This window comes from Paenibacillus macerans (assembly GCF_900454495.1).
In the GTDB taxonomy this organism is placed as follows: domain Bacteria; phylum Bacillota; class Bacilli; order Paenibacillales; family Paenibacillaceae; genus Fontibacillus; species Fontibacillus macerans.
In genome coordinates, this window is sequence record NZ_UGSI01000002.1 from 168,562 (window position 1) to 186,962 (window position 18,401).

General features: G+C 54.6%; 15 protein-coding genes and 1 pseudogene. 7 read left to right on the plus strand and 9 right to left on the minus strand.

Going from position 1 to position 18,401, the window contains the following annotated elements; all coding sequences use genetic code 11:
• Nucleotides 1-47: 47 nt before the first annotated feature.
• From DYE26_RS34720 to DYE26_RS23890, 3 genes and pseudogenes are all read right to left on the minus strand, one after another.
• Nucleotides 48-404 (minus strand): VOC family protein, encoded by a 357-nt coding sequence (locus tag DYE26_RS34720; RefSeq protein WP_306308142.1) that lies wholly within the window; start codon nt 402-404, stop codon nt 48-50.
• A 75-nt stretch (nt 405-479) separates the two neighbouring features.
• A pseudogene (locus tag DYE26_RS34345) lies at nt 480-1,016 on the minus strand (DUF4062 domain-containing protein); the annotation flags it as partial.
• A gap of 240 nt (nt 1,017-1,256) precedes the next feature.
• Entirely contained in the window at nt 1,257-2,609 is a 1,353-nt protein-coding gene (locus tag DYE26_RS23890; RefSeq protein WP_036618392.1) for an MATE family efflux transporter, read from the minus strand.
• 137 nt (nt 2,610-2,746) lie between these two features.
• On the opposite strand from DYE26_RS23890, the gene DYE26_RS23895 reads away from it, so the two are divergent.
• Nucleotides 2,747-3,433 (plus strand): TetR/AcrR family transcriptional regulator, encoded by a 687-nt coding sequence (locus DYE26_RS23895; RefSeq protein ID WP_036618394.1) that lies wholly within the window; start codon nt 2,747-2,749, stop codon nt 3,431-3,433.
• A gap of 175 nt (nt 3,434-3,608) precedes the next feature.
• Here DYE26_RS23895 and DYE26_RS23900 read toward each other — a convergent pair whose 3' ends face one another.
• Nucleotides 3,609-4,427, minus strand: a complete 819-nt coding sequence (locus DYE26_RS23900) for a helix-turn-helix transcriptional regulator (RefSeq protein ID WP_036618395.1) — start codon at nt 4,425-4,427, stop codon at nt 3,609-3,611.
• Between the two features lie 195 nt (nt 4,428-4,622).
• Here DYE26_RS23900 and DYE26_RS23905 point away from each other — a divergent pair, with 195 nt between their 5' ends.
• On the plus strand, nt 4,623-4,880 hold the full coding sequence (locus DYE26_RS23905) for an SDR family oxidoreductase (protein ID WP_240534071.1): 258 nt from the start codon (nt 4,623-4,625) through the stop codon (nt 4,878-4,880).
• Between the two features lie 277 nt (nt 4,881-5,157).
• Here DYE26_RS23905 and DYE26_RS23910 read toward each other — a convergent pair whose 3' ends face one another.
• A complete protein-coding gene (locus tag DYE26_RS23910) occupies nt 5,158-5,460 on the minus strand; it encodes a Dabb family protein (protein ID WP_036618400.1) in 303 nt (100 codons plus the stop codon).
• Between the two features lie 292 nt (nt 5,461-5,752).
• Between DYE26_RS23910 and DYE26_RS23915 the strand changes: the two genes are divergently transcribed.
• Both DYE26_RS23915 and DYE26_RS23920 read left to right on the plus strand, forming a co-directional pair.
• On the plus strand, nt 5,753-6,634 hold the full coding sequence (locus DYE26_RS23915; protein WP_051985164.1) for a helix-turn-helix transcriptional regulator: 882 nt from the start codon (nt 5,753-5,755) through the stop codon (nt 6,632-6,634).
• A gap of 146 nt (nt 6,635-6,780) precedes the next feature.
• Complete coding sequence (locus DYE26_RS23920) at nt 6,781-8,166, plus strand: MATE family efflux transporter (protein WP_036618402.1); 1,386 nt, start codon at nt 6,781-6,783, stop codon at nt 8,164-8,166.
• A 167-nt stretch (nt 8,167-8,333) separates the two neighbouring features.
• On the opposite strand, the gene DYE26_RS23925 is transcribed toward DYE26_RS23920, so the two are convergent.
• The 4 genes from DYE26_RS23925 to DYE26_RS23940 are packed head-to-tail and all read right to left on the minus strand — an operon-like array spanning nt 8,334 to nt 14,992.
• Nucleotides 8,334-10,043 (minus strand): extracellular solute-binding protein, encoded by a 1,710-nt coding sequence (locus DYE26_RS23925; RefSeq protein WP_051985165.1) that lies wholly within the window; start codon nt 10,041-10,043, stop codon nt 8,334-8,336.
• Nucleotides 10,040-11,770 carry a sensor histidine kinase gene (locus tag DYE26_RS23930; RefSeq protein ID WP_036618404.1) on the minus strand — a complete coding sequence of 577 codons (1,731 nt, stop codon included), beginning with the start codon at nt 11,768-11,770 and terminating at the stop codon, nt 10,040-10,042. The genes DYE26_RS23925 and DYE26_RS23930 overlap by 4 nt, the downstream gene beginning before the upstream one ends.
• A gap of 18 nt (nt 11,771-11,788) precedes the next feature.
• A complete protein-coding gene (locus DYE26_RS23935) occupies nt 11,789-13,426 on the minus strand; it encodes a response regulator (protein ID WP_036618406.1) in 1,638 nt (545 codons plus the stop codon).
• Between the two features lie 27 nt (nt 13,427-13,453).
• Entirely contained in the window at nt 13,454-14,992 is a 1,539-nt protein-coding gene (locus DYE26_RS23940) for a glycoside hydrolase family 31 protein (protein WP_036618407.1), read from the minus strand.
• Between the two features lie 213 nt (nt 14,993-15,205).
• On the opposite strand from DYE26_RS23940, the gene DYE26_RS23945 reads away from it, so the two are divergent.
• From DYE26_RS23945 to DYE26_RS23955, 3 genes are all read left to right on the plus strand, one after another.
• Entirely contained in the window at nt 15,206-16,516 is a 1,311-nt protein-coding gene (locus DYE26_RS23945) for an ABC transporter substrate-binding protein (protein ID WP_164815216.1), read from the plus strand.
• Nucleotides 16,517-16,591: 75 nt separating this feature from the next.
• Nucleotides 16,592-17,461, plus strand: a complete 870-nt coding sequence (locus DYE26_RS23950; protein WP_051985166.1) for a carbohydrate ABC transporter permease — start codon at nt 16,592-16,594, stop codon at nt 17,459-17,461.
• 76 nt (nt 17,462-17,537) lie between these two features.
• The gene (locus tag DYE26_RS23955; RefSeq protein WP_036618412.1) at nt 17,538-18,374 is read left to right on the plus strand and encodes a carbohydrate ABC transporter permease; all 837 of its coding nucleotides are present in this window, start codon (nt 17,538-17,540) and stop codon (nt 18,372-18,374) included.
• Nucleotides 18,375-18,401 lie beyond the last annotated feature (27 nt).

Below are 18,401 nucleotides of genomic sequence, written 5' to 3' on the forward strand. Positions count from 1 at the left end.
CGAGTGTGTTGATCTACCGTCCACCCCACTTCCCTGTCCTCAAGCTTTCAACGCCCTTCCGCGTTTCTTGCCGCGATCGGTTTCCGACTTGACTGGCAAAGATTGCCGTCGGGATCCTTGACGATCGCATAGCCCTCTCCCCAAGGCGTATCCTGCGGTGCAAGATATCCGGTATAGCCCTTAGCCGCCAATTGACGGTACAATTCGTCCAGCGCTTCGCGGCTGTCTAACTGGAAGGCGCTCTCCATCCGATGCCCGACAGGTCTTTCGCTGCCGCCTAGAATGCCTTCCGCCATTTCCCATGTGTCGAAGGCCAGGATTATCCCGTCTTCCAGGTAGACCGGGTGTTCCCTAAACGCCGAGAGGGGGAACTTCAATAATGTTCGGACTGCTTCCGAATACATCCGAATGCCGAATATCGAACGAGCCTGGGCGAAACGCAAAACTTCGGTTCGCGTCGCCAGCCCTTTGATCCGGGCAGCTTTTCGATCCAATAGCTGTTGAAGGTCCGGAATATCCTTGCCCGAAACCCAGCCATACAAATCGTCTCTTGCTGCATACACCGGCAATTGGTCACGAAGTACCATTTTAATGTGCCGTACATCTTCAACATAATAAAAAGGGACTTGTTCCATGACCGATTGCTTAAACTCTTGAAACTCCTGATAGTATTCAATTGCTGTGAAGTCGTATGGCTTGTGTCTTAATGCTTCATCCGTGACAACAAAAGCAAATCTGGGTTTGCCCGCTTCTCCGGCATACTCGTATTCCCACTGCGTATAGCTCTTGAATTCATCATCAGGAAGCGTTAAACCATAGAATCCTCCGAGAAACAGGATATATACATCGGATTCGTCGATCCATCTCTTCCTAATTTTCATTGGACTTTCCTTGAAAGACTGCTCGATTCCAGCAGGGATATGACCGGCTTGAAGTATGGCTTCAACAGCGGTATGTCTTTCCTCAATAAGATCGTAGTAAGTAGACGATATGTAAATTTGTAATTTTTTTCTCATGGGCCCACCCAAATCAAAGAATTTTAGTATAAATAGAATCTGCCACTCCCTCACTTTAATTGTCAAAATTTACCTGGGGTTTCTTGCGGCAAGCATGCACCAGACGGCGAATTGGAGGTTTATTCTGCAGAAGAAATGGAAGACCGTCAGTGACAGCGAAGTTTTCGGCTTCACCATATATAAAGAAGGCAGGAACGGGGAGAACCCTTATCCTGCCTTCTTGCGTGCTATATGCTTTTTCTACTGTACTAAACTTTCCAAATTCGGCTGCAATTTATTCCGCAGCGCATACAGCATGATGGCTCCAACAAGGAACGCAGCCGCATCCGCAATGACGAGCGACCAGACCACCCCGTGGAATCCGTTCATTTGATTGGCAATAAACAGCACAGGAATCAGAACAATTCCCTGAATAACGGACATAATGAACGCGGCGGTTCCTTGCGCTGTAGCTTGGAAGATCCCCGTAAACAACGTGGTCATTCCTGTAATGAACAAGGATAAGAACGTCACATGCAGAATGTAGCTGCCCATTTCAATTAATTGCGGGTCATTTGTAAATAAACCAATTAAGTGGCCGGAAATCAGATAGACGATGACGCCGAACAAGACGGCTAATGTTGTAATCGTTTTGATCGTAAATCCAATGGTGTGCTTCATACGTAATTTATTTGCTGTAAAAGAGAAGGCAATGAGCGGTACGACTCCCTCGCATAAGCCCATTAGAATAAACTCGGGAAACTGCAATAAACGCGATGAAATTCCGTAAGCCGCTACAGCCTGATCTCCGTATTCGACAAGAAAATGGTTAAAGATCAGCGACATTGCGCCCAAAAAGATACTCATAATAAAGACGGGAACTCCGATTTTGAATACATTGCTTAGAATGTCCTTGGTAGCCTTGAACCATTTTATGGAGGCAGTTAAGAATTGGCTCTTATATCCCATATGGAAGGCGTAGAATGCACTTGCGACCAGGTTAGAAATGACCGTAGCGGACGCAACGCCGATAATGCCCCAATGGAAAACAAAGATGGCCAGCGCATCAAGAATAATATTCACAACAACACTCACCATCATACCGATCATCGACGTGACAGCCGCACCCTCCGAACGAACGATATTTTCCAGCGTGAAGAACAATACGACGAATGGTGAACCCATAAGCATAATTGTGACATAGTCCTTCGTGAAGCCAAAGGAGTCAGGCGTTGCCCCCAGGCCATGGACAATTGGGTCGATCAACGGGAGGCCAACGGCAATTAAGATAAGACCGAGGACTAAACTGCTGTAAAAGGCGAATGAAGACACATGCTTTACATCATCATATTTTTTCTCACCCAGCAAACGGGAGATGAAGGTACCGCTGCCCATGCCAATCAAGTTGCCCAGCGCCATGATGATCGCGAATAAAGGCAAGGTAAGTGCGAGTGCGGTTAATACGGCAGTATTGCCCAGCGTACCAAGGAAATAGGCATTCAAGATGGAATAGATGACACTCATTGACGTACCCAGCATCATAGGTACAGCGAAGTGAGCTACGGCTTTAGCGATTGGTGCTTTTTCAAAATAATGAAGGTTTTCTGCATCCATGCGAGTCACCACTTTCATTGATATATTTCGTTCTGGTCTAACAGTGTTAGTTTGAACCTTACAGTGTTAGATGATATCATGAACCTATAGACCTGTAAAGTATAAACTTACACTGTTAGATAAAAGGGCGGATAACGATGAAAAAGCAGCAGCCTCAGATTTCGGAGGATAAGATTTTGGAAGCTTCTTGGGAGCTTCTGGGGGAGGGGGGGATCGAGAAATTCAGCATGAGACGACTGGCCGACCGGCTGGGGATTCAGGCTCCCTCTCTGTACTGGTACTTCAAGAGCAAGCAGAATCTCTATCAGCGTCTGGCCAATCAGGTATCGAAAATCATTCTGGAGGAGTTTCACTCCGCGGGAGACTGGAAGGAGCAGTTGACAGAGCTTGCGGGAACGGTACGAAGCGTGCTCAGCCGGTATCCCTGCTCCACGCAGCTCATGATGATGACGCTCCCCCATGAACCGGACATTATCCGGTTTACCAACCGGATGATGCTCTGCGTAGAATCGACACCGCTTGAGCAAGAGCAGAAAATGCAAGTCATTACTACGTTTGTCAACTATGTCTACTTCTTCGTTCTGGACGCTTATGAACATCAGCGCAATGTCTCGGCGATTATTAAGGAGCATGGAGCAGAAGCGCTTCCGGGCGAGGAGATGGTCCGCCTTCTGGACTCCATGAGCGAGACGGAAGCGGGACTGTTCCGGAGGATGTTCAAAAGCGGGCTGTTCAAGTTGATGGGGACCGATAGGGCGTTCGAGTTCGGCTTGAAGCTGATTCTGCTGGGGATTGAGCAGGTGATCAAGGAGCGGGAGAAGTAGAATGTAACCGCAAAATGAAAACCGCCCAAGTCCGAGCCGCCTAACGCGGTCAGGATTCGGGCGGTTTTTGCATTGCTCGGCACTTCTTCTACGAGTGGCCTTTCGAGGGCAAGGACCTTGATGTAGGAAGTTGCGGCAACAAAAAATGTTGTTTAGGATCATGAACTTACTTTAGCTATTCTTCCAACCGTTCGTCGGTCCCCGAGTTTTCAAGTGGCGTGAACACCCTCATTGCAAAAGCGCTGCTCTCAGAGATTGTAAACGTATGGTAACGGAAAGTCAGCAGACCTGCTTCGGGGAGACGGATGATTTGTTCCCCTTCCAAAGTACCGGAAACATCATGCCGTTCCCATAGCGTCCGGAACTCCTCACTCCTGTCACATAACTTGTCGACCAGTTCTTGATACCACGAATCGTTCATGTACAAGGCAAACCGGCTTCTGAAATGGGCCACCATCGCAGAGGCGACATGCTCCCAATTCACGATGCGAGACTTGCTTTCCTCCACCGCGAAGACGCGCCAAAGCATATTTTTTCCGAGCTCCGGTTCTCGACTGATGTCTTTGCACAACTTACCCGATATTTGGTTCCATGCGAGAACGTTCCAGCGTTTGTCGATAATGTAGGCCGGATAGGTTCCCATCCTGTCCAGAATCTGCTGCAGGGAAGAAGGAACGGAATCGTCCGCTTTTGGTTGAGGAAGCGAGGAATGATTGGCCAATACAAGAAGATGGTGGCGTTCGTCGCTGCTAAGCCGTAATGTTCGTACCAGGCTTTCCAAGACTTGCTCGGAGACATGAATGTCCCGGCCTTGCTCCAGCGCAGTATACCACGGCAAAGAAATACCTGATAAGCTTGCCACTTCCTCCCGTCTCAAGCCCGTTGTGCGACGGCGCGATGTTTCAACCGCCAAACCCGCCTCTCTCGGGGATAGACGCAAGCGGCGTGACCGGAGAAAGTCGGCCAATTGTTTACGTCTTCTTTCATCATTCATAAAGATGTTACCTCTCCATATGGTGAAAGAATTTATATTAGTATTCGTGCCAATAGTATCCGGAACAGTACTATAAATGCAGACCTGTTTGAAGGTTCTATGACTCATTATAATCTTATTATCATCCGTCGTGAAGGAGAGTCGGAGATTAAACAAGCTGTACCGAAACTCGCATGGATTAGCTGTTCGCGGCTGATGGAAACCGGATGGCAAGCCGTCGAATTGAGTCCGCTTCGCGTCAACGCCGTTTGCTTCGGCATAATGCGTACCGAGCTATGGGACGGCGTTCCTGAAGAACACCGGAACGCGATGTATGAAAATGCCGCGAGATCACTGCCGGTTGGGCGAATCGGCGAACCGGAGGATGGTGCCGAGGCGTTTCTCTACTTAATGCGCGAGAAATATTCCACCGGTCAGATCGTTGTCGTGGACGGCGGTTCTACTCTGGTTTAAGTTTCTTGTAGAATAAACGGTGCACGTAAGCCTCTTTCACCAAAACCTAAGCGGAAGAGGCTTTCCCTCAACAAGCATCTCCGCTTTAGGCATCCTACCCCAAATGACGCGAAATTTTGGTATTAACCGCTCACAGGGTACGGAAAGTTCGGATATTATTATAACGGTTAACCTCAGCCCTACCGGTTTCCTGAGAAAAGGCCATCCTGCAAGAGGATGGCCCTAAAACTTGCCGTTACAGGCAACGCGGTAAACTATATCGTAAGCAGGGGCGACATTAAGCAATCGGGTAATCCATGACTACGATCCCTTCGGCAAATGGGCCAATGGATTGCAAAAAATTTTGATGCAGGGGATGCTGAATATAATCGCGGCAAGCTTGCTGATTCTCAAAAGTGACTCTGATCCCCAGCGAAAAGCCCTGCATGTGCCCTGTTTCCTCCGTAACGTTAACCCCGGCGCTCAGATCGACAATACCCGGGATATTCCCCCTAAAGGCATGCACGCGCTTCACCGCATCCTCCTGCTGGTCAATGGAAACATTGGACTTGAGTTTCAATAGTACAATATGCTCGAACATCTTTTTTTCCTCCAAGGTTCCTGATTATATTTCGCTTTGCAGCTGCTTCAATCTGGATGGTATCTCCATCCATTTCACGAAATTTTCGCCTACAAGATCAAGGTGCTTTATGGCAGGTTCGTCCGTCAGCTCGCCCTGATCATTGATCTTTTCATGAACCAGGCCGATTCTTGCTATTCTCCCTAAGGAGAACATAGACTAGTGTATATGGACCTAACGAGGCTAGGAAGAGATCTGGTTATCGTAGGATCGCGAATCCTACGTTCATCAATGAATAGGAGGCATGGAGATCATGGCGGGCGGATTGGATCGTTACGAGGAGTTGTCCCGTTTTTTGCGGACGCGCCGGGAACGAATAACCCCTAAGCAAGCAGGATTGCCGGAGTCCGGACGCAGACGCCGTACACCCGGGCTTCGCCGCAGCGAGGTCGCTCTGTTGGCGGATGTAGGATTGGATTGGTATACCTACCTGGAACAAGGGCGTCATATCAACGTATCCGCCGAGGTCCTCGATCGAATAGCGGGAGCGCTTCAGTTGGATGAGTCGGAACGCAGGCACTTGTTTCATCTCGCCCGTAAAGAGTTCCCCTTGATCGAAACCGAGAAACCCTCTAAGGTAACACCTGCGCTTCAGCATTTTTTGGACAGCCAAAACCTGTCCCCGTCGAATGTCATGGATGCGCGAATGAACATTATTGCCTGGAATGCAGCCTATTGCGCGTTGAACGGGGATCTCACGGCGATGTCTGAAAGGGAGCGGAATTTTGTCTGGATGACGTTTACATCACCCCGCTTCCGCTACATCAAGGGGGACCAATGGGAACTGCATGCGCGGCGGATTGCCGCAAAATTCCATGCCGGGTATGCACGTCACGTTGACGACCCTTGGTGGTCTGAACAGTTCGAGGCGCTGTGCCAAGTTAGCAGCGAATTTCGGGAATTTTGGGACTCCCATGAGGTTCTCGATGCCATCGATGCACCCAAGGCGCTGCAGTGTCCGAATCTCGGGACCTTGAATTTTGATCTTGTTTCGTTTCAGTATTTGGACGATTCAAACCTGACGGTTTCCATCCATGTCCCCCATCAAGACGGCACGGTGGAAAAAATGCAGCGGCTGGTAAGCGATTATCAGAGCATTTTTCCCCTTTATGCTGTCACCCGAGATCAATTGTGAAGCCCGACTTGATTTTACATAAACAAGGAACGATTGTTGAACAAAGATAGTCATGAAATTATAAAATACACCATAGACGTATTGGCCTATCGGGCGCTACACTAGGGAAGGTTGCAAAGAATAGATACAGTAGGAGCTTGTAAAACGTGACATTAGCAGATCGTGTTCCATCATGGAAGAAACTTAGTCTTTTTGCCGTGACTTGGCCCATTTTCGTCGATTCCGTACTGCGGATGCTGCTGGGCACGGTGGACGTGTTTATGTTAAGCCGCATCTCCGATAAGGCGACCGGGGCAGTAGGTTTAGCCAACGAGATTATCTACTTCTGCATTCTGATGTTCGGCTTTGTCGGCATCGGCACCAGCGTTGCGGTCTCCCAGTATATCGGCGCCGGGCGGGAGAAAGAGGCAAGCCGCATCTCGGCGCTCGCCATTACGATGAACCTGGTTTTCGGGATTCTCGTCAGCTTGGTTCTCGTTTTTTATGGGGAGCCTCTTCTGCATCTGTTGAAATTAGATCCCGAACAAATCGGAATCGCAAGCCATTATTTAAAAATCATCGGCGGTTTTATGTGGATTGAGGCGCTCTCTTACGCGGTGTCGTCGGTCATCCGTTCGAGCGGACACACCAAAAGTGTTATGTTCGTAACTTTAGGCGTTAATATCATTCATGTGACAGGAAATTATTTGCTCATTTTCGGGAACCTGGGCTTTCCGGAGTGGGGTGTGACGGGGGCGGCTATATCAACGGTCGTTAGCCGTTTGCTCGGCATCGTCGTTCTTTTTATCATTTTGTATCGGCGGGTTCCTGCACCGATTCGCGGAAAGGACTATATTACCTGGAACGGTTCCTACTTGAAACAGATTTTGAGCGTCGGCTTGCCTGCCGCGGGTGAGCATCTTTCCTGGCAGTCGCAGTACCTGATGATTATCAGTTTTGTCAATATGATCGGCATTACGGCGCTAAACACCCATGTTTACGTCATGAACGTATCAAACTATTTTATGGCGCTAGCGATGGCGATCGGAGCGGGTACGGAAATCATTGTCGGTCAAATGGTCGGTGCGGGGGAAATGAATGCAGCCTACAAGCGGCTCATGAAAAGCGTGCGGATCAGCTTTGTATTAACTTTAGCTATCGTCAGTGCGGCAGCGATATTTCGGCATGGGCTGATCGGCATGTTCACGAAGGACCCCGAGATCATTGCCGCCGGAGCGAGTATTTTTTTGCTTTCCATCGTACTCGAACCCGGCCGGACCTTCAACATGGTCATCATCAATTCGCTGCGCGCCGCCGGGGATGCGCGGTTTCCCGTCTTGATGGGCGTGCTCTCGATGTGGGGCGTCTCAGTGCCGCTTGCTTATGCGTTGGGCGTTCACTTCGGGATGGGGCTGCTTGGCATCTGGATTGCTTTTGTGGTGGACGAATGGCTGCGCGGGGTCATCATGCTGCTTCGCTGGAGAAGCCGGGCCTGGGAGAAGAAAGCGCTCGTGAAGCCTGTCTCCGTTCCGGAAAACGGCATGGGGGCGTGAGATATTATGGAGAGTAAAAGATAATGAAATAAGTCACGGCAGCAGCTAATCAGAAATGATCAGCTGCTTTTTTTTACCTTATATTTATAAAATTTCGGAAACGGTAGAAGGAGAAGCGCAGGTAGAGAGGGGAGGAGAAGAGGAATGCATACCATAAGCGGTCACGCTCAGCGCGTCTTCCCTGACGAGGCGTACCATTCGTTCACCTCGTCGGTCATCTTGTCGCCGCCCAGCGCGTGCCATCTGGCGACGACGCGATCGAAGTAGGGCAGCGGCTCCTGGCCGTAGACGATCTTGAGCATGGCGTCGTGGAGCAACTCGTCCAAGGCGTCGCCGTTTTTTTCCATCGTCGGCGTCGGCGCGCCGGTGAAGGCGTCCGTCTTGTAGATGTCGGGATTGCTTAGGGCGATTTTCCAACCCTTCAGTTCCTGCGGCGTTCGCAGCAGCTTGTTTTTGATGTCGTAAGGCGTCAGGTCGGACGCTCCGCTGTTGATGCGGGCGATCGATTCACTGAGCAGGTTCGGAACCGAGGGGAGCGACAGGCTCAGCAGATACTTCTGGGGGTCCGCCAGACCGCCCGGTACCTGGCTCTTCCGAAATGTCACCTTTCCCCCCGAATAGCCGTAGTCATAGCCCTCAGCGATGCCCCAGCGATACGGTGAGCCGGCAGGCGGATCGATGAAATTGTCGTAGACAAAGTTCATATAGGTGAAAAAAATCTCGGGATTCGCCATGTCCGCGTTGATGGCGATCGCGCCGTATTCCGGAGGCGTGCCGCGCGTACCGGACAGTCCGCCCGGCCCGACGGGGATCGGGTAAGCGTCGAACCTGGCATCCGGTACGCTCGCGGTTACGTCCCCGAGCGGCCAGCCGGCCGCCCACAGCGGTGCCACGATCATGCCGGTCTTGCCCTGCTTCCATAACTCCGTTGCCTGGACCTCGTCCAGGATTTCGGCATCCTTCGGCACGTAGCCCCGCTCCATCCAGCGCTTCAGCGTCATCAGTCCCTGCCGGATGTTTGGCTGTACCGAGCCGTATGACAGCTTCCCGTCCGGGCCTACCCTCCAGATGTCCGGCATCTCCCCGTAAGCCCCAAACACGAAGCCCGCGTCCGACATCCAGGTAAAAAATGAATTTTTCAGGCTGATGCTGAGCCCGTAGGTGTCGTCCATACCATTGCCGTCCGGATCCCGATGGACAAACGCATCCATGACAGACTCCATCTCATCAAGGGTAGAGGGCGCCTTCAGGCCAAGCTTGTCGAGCCAATCCTGGCGGATGTACAATACCTCGTTCGAGTTCATCTTGCCGTCGAGGATCGGCAACGCCATCTTTTTGCCGTTGATCGTATAACGGTCCCACGCCTCGGGCGCCTGCGCCATGGCCGCCTTCCACTTGGGCGATGCGTACTGCTCGAACAGCGGTCCGACGTCGCGGAAGGCGCCGGAGCGCAGCAGCGGATACAGATTTTGTCCGCCTTTGAACGAGACGATGTCGGGGAGCGGCTGTCCAGTCGCAATCGAGGTGTTCAACTTGTTGATGTAGACATCCTCGTCCCCGGTCGTTGTCCACAGGTAATTCACCTTGATGCCGAGCTTGTCCTCGAACAGCCGGTTCAGTACGTTGTTTTGCAGATCTTCGCCGTTTTTGAACTCGATGTCCGGGTACAGATGCCCAACGGTCGTCAGGACGGCGGGAGGCTCGTATTTTCCCCCGACGAACAATGGGGGCTGTATGGACGGGGACCCCGCTTTTGGCAGGCCGGGGCGTCCCGTCTGATCCTCCCAATAGATAAAGGAAAATGTCATGACGACGACGAAAAAGACGACCGCGAGGCCGAACAGCCCCGTCTGCTTTAGCCATTTCCAGCCTTTCATGGCTCCGTTCCCCCCTGTTCGCGCACGATTTTCCATCGCATCGTCACCTTGAGTCCGCCCAGCTCTCCGTTCGCCAGATCCATATGGGCGCTTGGGCCGAAGAGCGCGCACATCCGCTCGTACACATTTTGCAGCGCCCACGCGGTATTTGCGTCCGCGCCATAGCGGATCGCGCCCTGGAGCGCGGCGAGCCGGCCGGGCTCGACGCCGCGGCCGTTGTCCGCCACGCTCAGCACGCAATATTCTCCGTCGGCATGGCCGGCGATCCGAATGTCCCCGACCTTGCGCAGCGGCTCGATGCCGTGCAGGATGGCGTTTTCCGCGAGCGGCTGCAGCAGCAGCCGCGGCACCTGCAGATCGAGCAGCCGCTCCTCGACGTCGATGGCGAAGACGAAGCGGTCCATCTGCAGACTCTGGATCGTCAGGTACAACCGGACAAGCTCGAGTTCCTCCCGCAGCGTCGTGAACGTATTCTCAAACTTGACGGACTGCCGGAAATAGCGGCTCAAGTTCATGGACATATCAATGACGGCCTGCTTTTCGTCGAGCTCGGCCATGCTCTTGATGAACGCGAGCGAGTTGTACAGGAAGTGCGGCTGGATCTGGGAGTGAAGCTGCCGCAGCTTCGCCTCCTTGGAGCGGATTTGCTCCATGTACACTTTTTCGATCAATTCCTTGATTTCTTGGGACATCTCATTGAAGCGCTCGAACAAATAGGCGAATTCGTCGTTGCTCTCCTGGCGCAGCGTGATCGTGTACTGGCCGGATGTGATCTTCCTGACGCCCCAGATCAGCTTGCGGATCGGGATCTGCACGTCCCGGTAAAGCAGCAGGGCGAGCAGGATGCTGAACAGCAGCAGGAAGACGCTGGAGAAATAGTAGAGGCGCTGGTTGGCGTAGATCGGACCCAGCACCTCGCCTATCGGCGTATAGTCCGCGACATACCAATCCTTAAAGTTGCCCAGCGCGGAGAAATTGACGAGGTACTGTTCACCGTTCATTTTGATAAGCCGGTTGCCGCTCGTCTCCTTTCCGGCTTGAAGCCGCCGGATCAGCTCGCGGATGAACGGGAGCTGATCCGTATCGCTGGCCAGCACGTCCCCGGCCGCCGAGAACAAGATAGGGCCGTTGTCGTTTGTCCCCTTGGCGCGGTCCAAGTAGTCGAGCACGTTTTTGGTGTCGATCCTGGCCCTGACGACATAGGACACCTCGTCCGGATCGAAGCGGAACGTATACGGATGCGCCAGATAATACGTCAAATACGAACCGCTGTCCGTTTGCTCATATTGCCAGAATGGGCGGAAGTGTGTCTCCAGGTACAGGCCGCTCAGCGTAGGCGGCGAGGACAGCGAGGAGAAAGCGGAGCTGTCCTCCGCGTAGATCACGGTGAATTCGGCGTTCCAGTTGTTCAGGGCGTGCAACAGGTTCAGTTTGTCCGACACCCGCAGCTTCAGTTTGTTCAGCTCGAAGTCCCCTTCCAGAAAGGAAGGAGTCGCGAGCAGCCGAACATCCTTGTCGAGCACGAGAAAATCGCTGAAGGACGATATTTTGGACAGATTGTTGTCGATGTCGCCGGCCAGGAAGGTGAGCTCGTTCAGCTTCACGCGTTGAATTTCCTGCTTGATGAGCCGCACGCTGGAGCGGTTGGTCAGATAGTATAGCAACAGGGTCGAGACGAGCAGCAGGAAGATGACGAGCACAATTTTCGTAAAAATCGTAAGCCTCATGTCAGCGTCTCCGTTCGGTCAGGTGGATTTGTGGCGGAAGTCTTGCGGCGTCAGTCCGTAATGTTCCTTGAACAGCTTGATAAAGTATTGCGGCTTGTGGTAGCCGATCGCCTCCGCGATGTCGCCCACCTTGAGCACAGGTTGCTCGATAAGCATTTCTCGTGCTCGCTGCATGCGCACCCTGTATAAATATTCGCTGAAATTCTCGTTTGTTTTGCTCTTGAACAGGGCCGACAGGTATGCCGGATGCAGGCCAACGTGATCCGCCGCCGTCTGCAGCGTGGCATCCGCCAGCCGGTCTTGGATGTATTGCTGGACCTTGCGGATGAGCGCCGCCTGCTCGTTGTCCCATTCGCTTTTGGTCATATCCTGGAACCGCTTAAGCGTGTGGGCGATCCAGTCCTGCAGCTGGCGCATATGGCGAAAGCGGCTCGCGTCGCCGGCCTTGTCCGGCTCGGGCGGGATGATATCATGCAGGCTGAGCCCGTTTTTGTGGGCAAAAAAGCTGAAGGCGCCCATCGCGTGATAATAAAGCTCAAGCAGCGTCTCCCGCGACTCCATCCGCTTGTCCGTCACCTCCTGGAAGATAACGTCCCACTTGGCGGAAATCGCCTCCCACTGGCTGATCTCGAACAGTTGGATGAGCGTGGGCGACTCGTACAGGCTGTAGACGCGGTAGGGCATCTCGGGCACGGCGGCGTCCTGCAGGCGGATGTACAGATCCGTTTCGCCACCGAGATGACGGGCGAATACAGCCAGCGAAGCCTGGTACGTCCCGCGCAGGCCGTCCGTCATCATCTGCCAATGGCTCACGACGATCGAGATGCTGATTTTGAGAAAGTGCCTGACGCGGTGCTGCAGCCTGGACGCCAAATGCTCCAGCGACTGTTGTCGGGCCCGCTCCGGATGCGGCTCTCGCTTAAACCAGGACTCATCCCGGGCCTTGAGGATGAAGACTTCATGCTCGAACGGATCACGCCCGTGCCAGACGTGGAACAAATCCGAGAACGTCTCCTCTGCGATATTGACGACGGCCGAGGCGAGCAGCGATTGGTCCTGCCATTTCAGTTCTTCCGCGGACGATTCGATGCGGAGGAGGCACATCGCCGTCTCGTCGTTTGGGCGGAACGGTAGCTGATAATAAGCCAGCTTCTCCTCAAGCAGCTCGGGGGGGAGCCTCCGCCCTTGCAGCAGATCCATGAGCAGCTTCTCTCGGAACAACGGCATATGCTGGCGCAGCATGTTTACGGCCTTCTCCTGCTTGCCCCGCTCGTCCCATTCGAGGCGAAGGGCTTCCGTCAGCCGGCGCAGCATGCCGGCCAGCTCCCCATGGTCGACCGGCTTGAGCAGGTAGCCGTCCACCTGATGTCTGATCGCCTCCTGCGCGTAGTCCCATTCGCCGTAGCCGGACAGCAGGATGCTTTTGAAGTGCTTGTCGTATTTTTTGATATGCCCGATCAGCTCGAGTCCGGAGATGCCGGGCATGCGAATGTCGGTAATGATAATATCGACGGGATAGCTTTTGCAAAATTCAAGTGCTTCCTCGCCGGAGAAAGCCTTGTGAACCTTGCCGATGCCGAGCGCTTCCCAAGGCATGTTGCGTTCGAGACTATCCACAAGGTGAGTATGATCATCGACGATTAGCAGCTCATACATGGTTGACTCCCCCGATCGGTTGACAATCTATTGAATTTTGCGATACCAGGGCAAACGCGAGAGGGGAGCCGCGACTTCCAGCTCGGCCGGGCCGCTGACGACGCTCCCGTCATCCCCCTGCCATCGGCCCTCGGGGAAGACGACGCGCCGCGACGTTTGTCCTTTTGCGACGACCGGTGCGACCAGCAAGTTCGAGCCGAGCAGAAACTGATCCTGTACAAGCGCGTAGCCGCGGCCGGGATATTCGAACTCCAGGCTGCGCAGCATCGGCAGACCGTCTTTCGCGGCCTGGCGGGCGAGCGCGAGCAGCTCGGAGCCAAGCTCGGATCTGAGCCGCACGGCGTTCAGGCACCAGGTTAGTTCGTCGCCGCGCAGTACGCGCCAGGGCGCCATGGAAAACTGCATGACGGGGAACAGCGCGGCGCACTGGGTGTACCGGACGAACAGCTCGCTGTCGAAGCGGAAGTCCGGGGAGTTGATGTCGCCGTCCATGCCGCCGCCGATCATGTCCGGGCAGTTGAAGGCATAGCCAAGCAGCCCCTGCGCGATCGCGTTCGGGATGAGGCCGCCGAGCCCGTCGTCGTCCCACGTATGTTTCTTGTCCCGCTGACGCTGGATCAGTCCCTGCCCGCCGAGCTTCCAGCACATGCGCAGTTCGATGAGCGGGTAGCCGACCCCGAGGGCGGCATAGGCTTCGCAATCCTCGAGCAGGCGCAGCGGGCGTGTCCAGGCGACAAGCTGCGTCGTATCCTTCCCCCCCGGCAGGATCGGCTCGCCGGCGTCGAGCTTGAAGCCGTCGACGCCGTAATCCGCGATCAGCCGGTCCATCTGCCGCCTGAACCAAGCCGCGCCCTCCTCCTTCGTATAGTCCACGACGGCGCTGTAGCCGTTCCACCAATGCCGGAGCACGGGCGCGCCGTCCGCGCCCTTCATGAGCAGATCGCCGCCGTGCAATTCCTTGAACAGCGTGCAGTCCGCGCTCACGTACGGGCACATCCAGAGCATCACCTTGAAGCCCATGCCGTGCAGCGTATCGATCATCGCCCGGGGATCGGGGAAGCGGTGCTTGTCAAAGTCCCACATACCATAGTCCTTCATCCAGTTGTCGTCGATGATGAGGATGCCGGGCGGCAGTCCGTTCGCTAGGATCGCCTCGGCGTAGCGGAGGATCTTGTCCTGTGCGGGCGCATAGAACATCTCGATCCAGGTGCAGTACTGCGGGGCCGTAAACGCGAGCGCGTCGGGGAGCAGCCCGGACGGCGGGAAGTGCCTGCGGGCGGCATGGCGATAGGCCCCCTGCAGTGAGTTATGCCCTTCTTCGACGACGACTTCGCCGGCGCTGTCAAAGACGGACAGCCCGTTCTCATCCACGCGGAAAGCGAACGGCTCCTCGCTCCAAATGTACCGGCCCTTGCTGGAGAGCAGCAACGGCGAGGCCTGGTTGTCGTCCGTCACACGCAAATCCCGCGTATGGGCCGTCCGTCCGAACGGCATGGCGCTGCCTTCGTTAATCGCGCCGCCCCACCAGTATTCGCCGGGCAGCCGGGCGATTGAGATATTGGTCATGGCAGAGTTCTCCTTTTCGATAGCGGGTCCAACCTTGCGGAGTGTACACCCAAAATCGTCTGATTTTGATTCTGATTTTATTATGCAGACAACGTTCTCGACTGGGAAGGGGATCTTAAGAATGGGGCTTGAATCTTAAAATCGGGGCATTCAAACTCGGATCTGGCGTGACTTATAATGAGAGCGTCAAAAAATAGCCGAGGGGGTATCACGATGAATATGAGAAAAAAATTGGCGGCCGCGGTCGCCGGTGCGCTGCTTGTCTCATCGCTGGCGCTGGCCGGCTGCGGCAATTCGAACGATGGAGACAAGGCTGCAGGCAGCGCGTCTGCCGGCGGCGGCGCCCAAAAGAACGTGACGATCTCCTACACGATCTGGGACAAAAACCAGCAGCCGGCGATGGAGGCGATCGCCAGGGCGTTCACCGAGCAGCACCCGAACATTGAGGTCAAGGTCGACGCCATTCCATGGGGCGAGTATTGGACGAAGATGTCCGCTGCCGCGCAGGCGGGCACGCTGCCCGATGTGTTCTGGATGCACGCCGGCCAGTTCAACAAGTACGCGGCCGGCCGGTTCCTCGAGCCGATCACGGACAAGGTGCAGGCCGGCGAGATCGATCTGAACAACTACGCGTCGGGACTAGGTTCGATCTATACGCTGGACGGGGAAAACTACGGCGTTCCGAAGGACTTTGACACGATCGGCCTCGCCTACAACAAGGAACTGTTCGACCAGGCGGGCATTCCGTATCCGGACGATACGTGGGACTACGCCAAGCTGGCGGAGGTCGCGGGGCAGCTCAGCCAGCCGGACAAGGGCATTTACGGCTTCGGCGCCAAGATGGACACTCAGGCCGGCTACTGGAACGACATGCTGGCGAACGGCGGCCGCATTTTAAATGAAGACATGACCAAGTCCGGCTACGATGAGCCGGCCTCGATCGAGGCGCTGAAGGCCCGCTACCGGATGATTCTCGACAAGGCTTCACCGACGCACCAGCAGATGACCGACACGGATTCGGTCGAGATGTTCAAATCGGGCAAGCTTGCGATGATTTTCGACGGTTCCTGGGATAACGGCAACCTGGCCAGCAGCGACATCATCAAGGACAAGTACGATTGGGCGCCGCTGCCGAAGGGCAAGGCGGGGCGCGGCAACATCATCAACGGACTCGGCAACGTGATGTCCGCGAAAGGCAAGCACAAAGAGGAGTCGTGGCAGTTCCTGAAGTTCCTCGGCTCGAAGGAGGCGGCCGAAATCACGGCCCGAATGGGCGCGGCGATCCCGGCGTTCAAGGACACGCAGGACGCCTGGGTGAAGAGCAAACCGGACCTGAACCTGCAGGTGTTCATCGACCAGGCGGCGGACGCGACGCCGTACCCGAGCGGCTCGAAGTCGTATCCGGTCTGGTTTGCAAAAGAGTCGGAGATCATGTCCCAGGCATGGGGCGGTGCGATCTCGATCGAGGAAGGCGCCAAGAAAGTGGCGGACATGATGAACCAGGCGATCGCGGACGCCAAGTAAGCGCCGCAGGCCGGGCAAAATCGCCAAAGGCGTTCCGGTATCCGGGACGCCTTTGGCAAATATGAGGTGAGGGCAATGAATTCGAAAAGCAGGTACGCATGGGCTTATACGATGATCGCTCCGACGTTGATCGGGACGTTGGTGTTCTGGTTCTGGCCGGCCGTCTACTCCATCTACCTGGGCTTCCTGAAGTCCGAAAACTTCGGCCTCGTAAACCATTGGGTCGGCTGGGCCAACTACGAGAGATTGTTTAATGACGGAGAGTTCTGGCAAAATCTCCGCAATACGATGGTTTATGCCGCGTTGTTCGTGCCTGCGACGATTGTGCTTTCCACGTTTTTCGCCGTGTTGCTGAACGCCAAGATTAAGGGCCGGTCCGCCTATCGGGTCATTTATTTTCTGCCGCAAGTCACGATGGCGGCCGCATCCGCCATGGTGTGGGTCATTATATTCGCGCAGGATTACGGACTGCTGAATTCCGTGCTCGGCACCCATATCGCGTGGATCTCGGACAAGCGGTTCGCCATGTATGCCCTTGTTATGGTCGGCGTATGGGGTTCGATCGGCTTCAACATGCTGCTGATCCTTGCCGGGCTTCAAGGGATTCCGCGTCCTCTGTACGAGGCGGCCGAGATCGACGGGGCCGTCGGCTTCCGCAAGTTCCGCTCCATCACGCTGCCGCTGCTTACTCCGACGCTGTTTTTCACGTCCATCGTGCTCGTGATCGGCGCCACGCAAATCTTCGACAGCATCTATCTGATCATCGGCAAGACGAACGTTGCGCTTCCCGCCGTGCGCTCACTCGTATACGCTTATTACCAGAATACGTTCATCTACTACGACCAGAACTATGGAGCGGCCATCGTCAACATCCTGCTGCTGATTAACCTGATTTTGACGGGTATTCAATTCCTGCTGCAAAAAAAATGGGTGATTTATGACTAGCCAATGCTTCCGAAGCAAGTTTTGTACATGTCATACCAAGGAAACCTTGCTCACAAAACTTTAAGGAGGTGCAAAAATGAGTAGAGATGTCTCTGCCAAGCGTAGAAGCAACCTTGTCATTCATCTGATTCTAATCGCGGGGTCCGTCGTCATGGTGCTCCCGTTCCTGTGGATGATCCTTACGTCGCTTAAAACGACGACGGAAGCAACTCAGATTCCGATCACCCTATTCCCTGCCGAACCGAGCCCGCGAGGCTATACGGACGCGCTTAGACAGTCGCCTTTCATGCATTACTATGCGAACACGCTGATCTCGGCGTTTATGAAGACGGTGTTCCCTGTCATCTTCAGCGCGATGGCGGCCTTCGCGTTTGCGCGCATTCGCTTTCCGGGCAGTGGGCTGTGTTTTTTTCTGATTATCTCGGTCATGATGATTCCGAACCCAGTGTTCTATACGCCGCAATACTTGATGATGAGCAAGCTCGGACTGGTGAATACGGTGACCGCGCTCTGGATCGCTTCACTCGTCAGCCCGTTCGCCACCTTTTTGCTGCGGCAATTTTTCCTGGGCATCCCCAAGGAGTTGGAGGAAGCGGCGGTGTTGGACGGGTGCAATCCGTTCCAGATCTTCAGCCGTATCATGCTGCCGCTCGTCAAGTCGGCGCTTGTCGCGGTCGTCATCATCCAACTGCTCTGGTCGTGGAATGAGTTGCAGTGGCCGCTCATCATCAACAGCTCGCCGGAGAAGCTGACGCTGTCGGCAGGCCTCGCCACGCTTGTCTCCATGTTCGGCACAGATTATCCGGTATTGATGGCCGGCGCGTTCATGGCCGTGATTCCGATGCTCGTCCTGTTTTTCATGTTCCAGCGGCGGTTCATCGAGGGCGTCGCCTTCAGCGCTAGCAAGGGCTGACCGAGACGCGCCGGAGAGGAGGTGAGG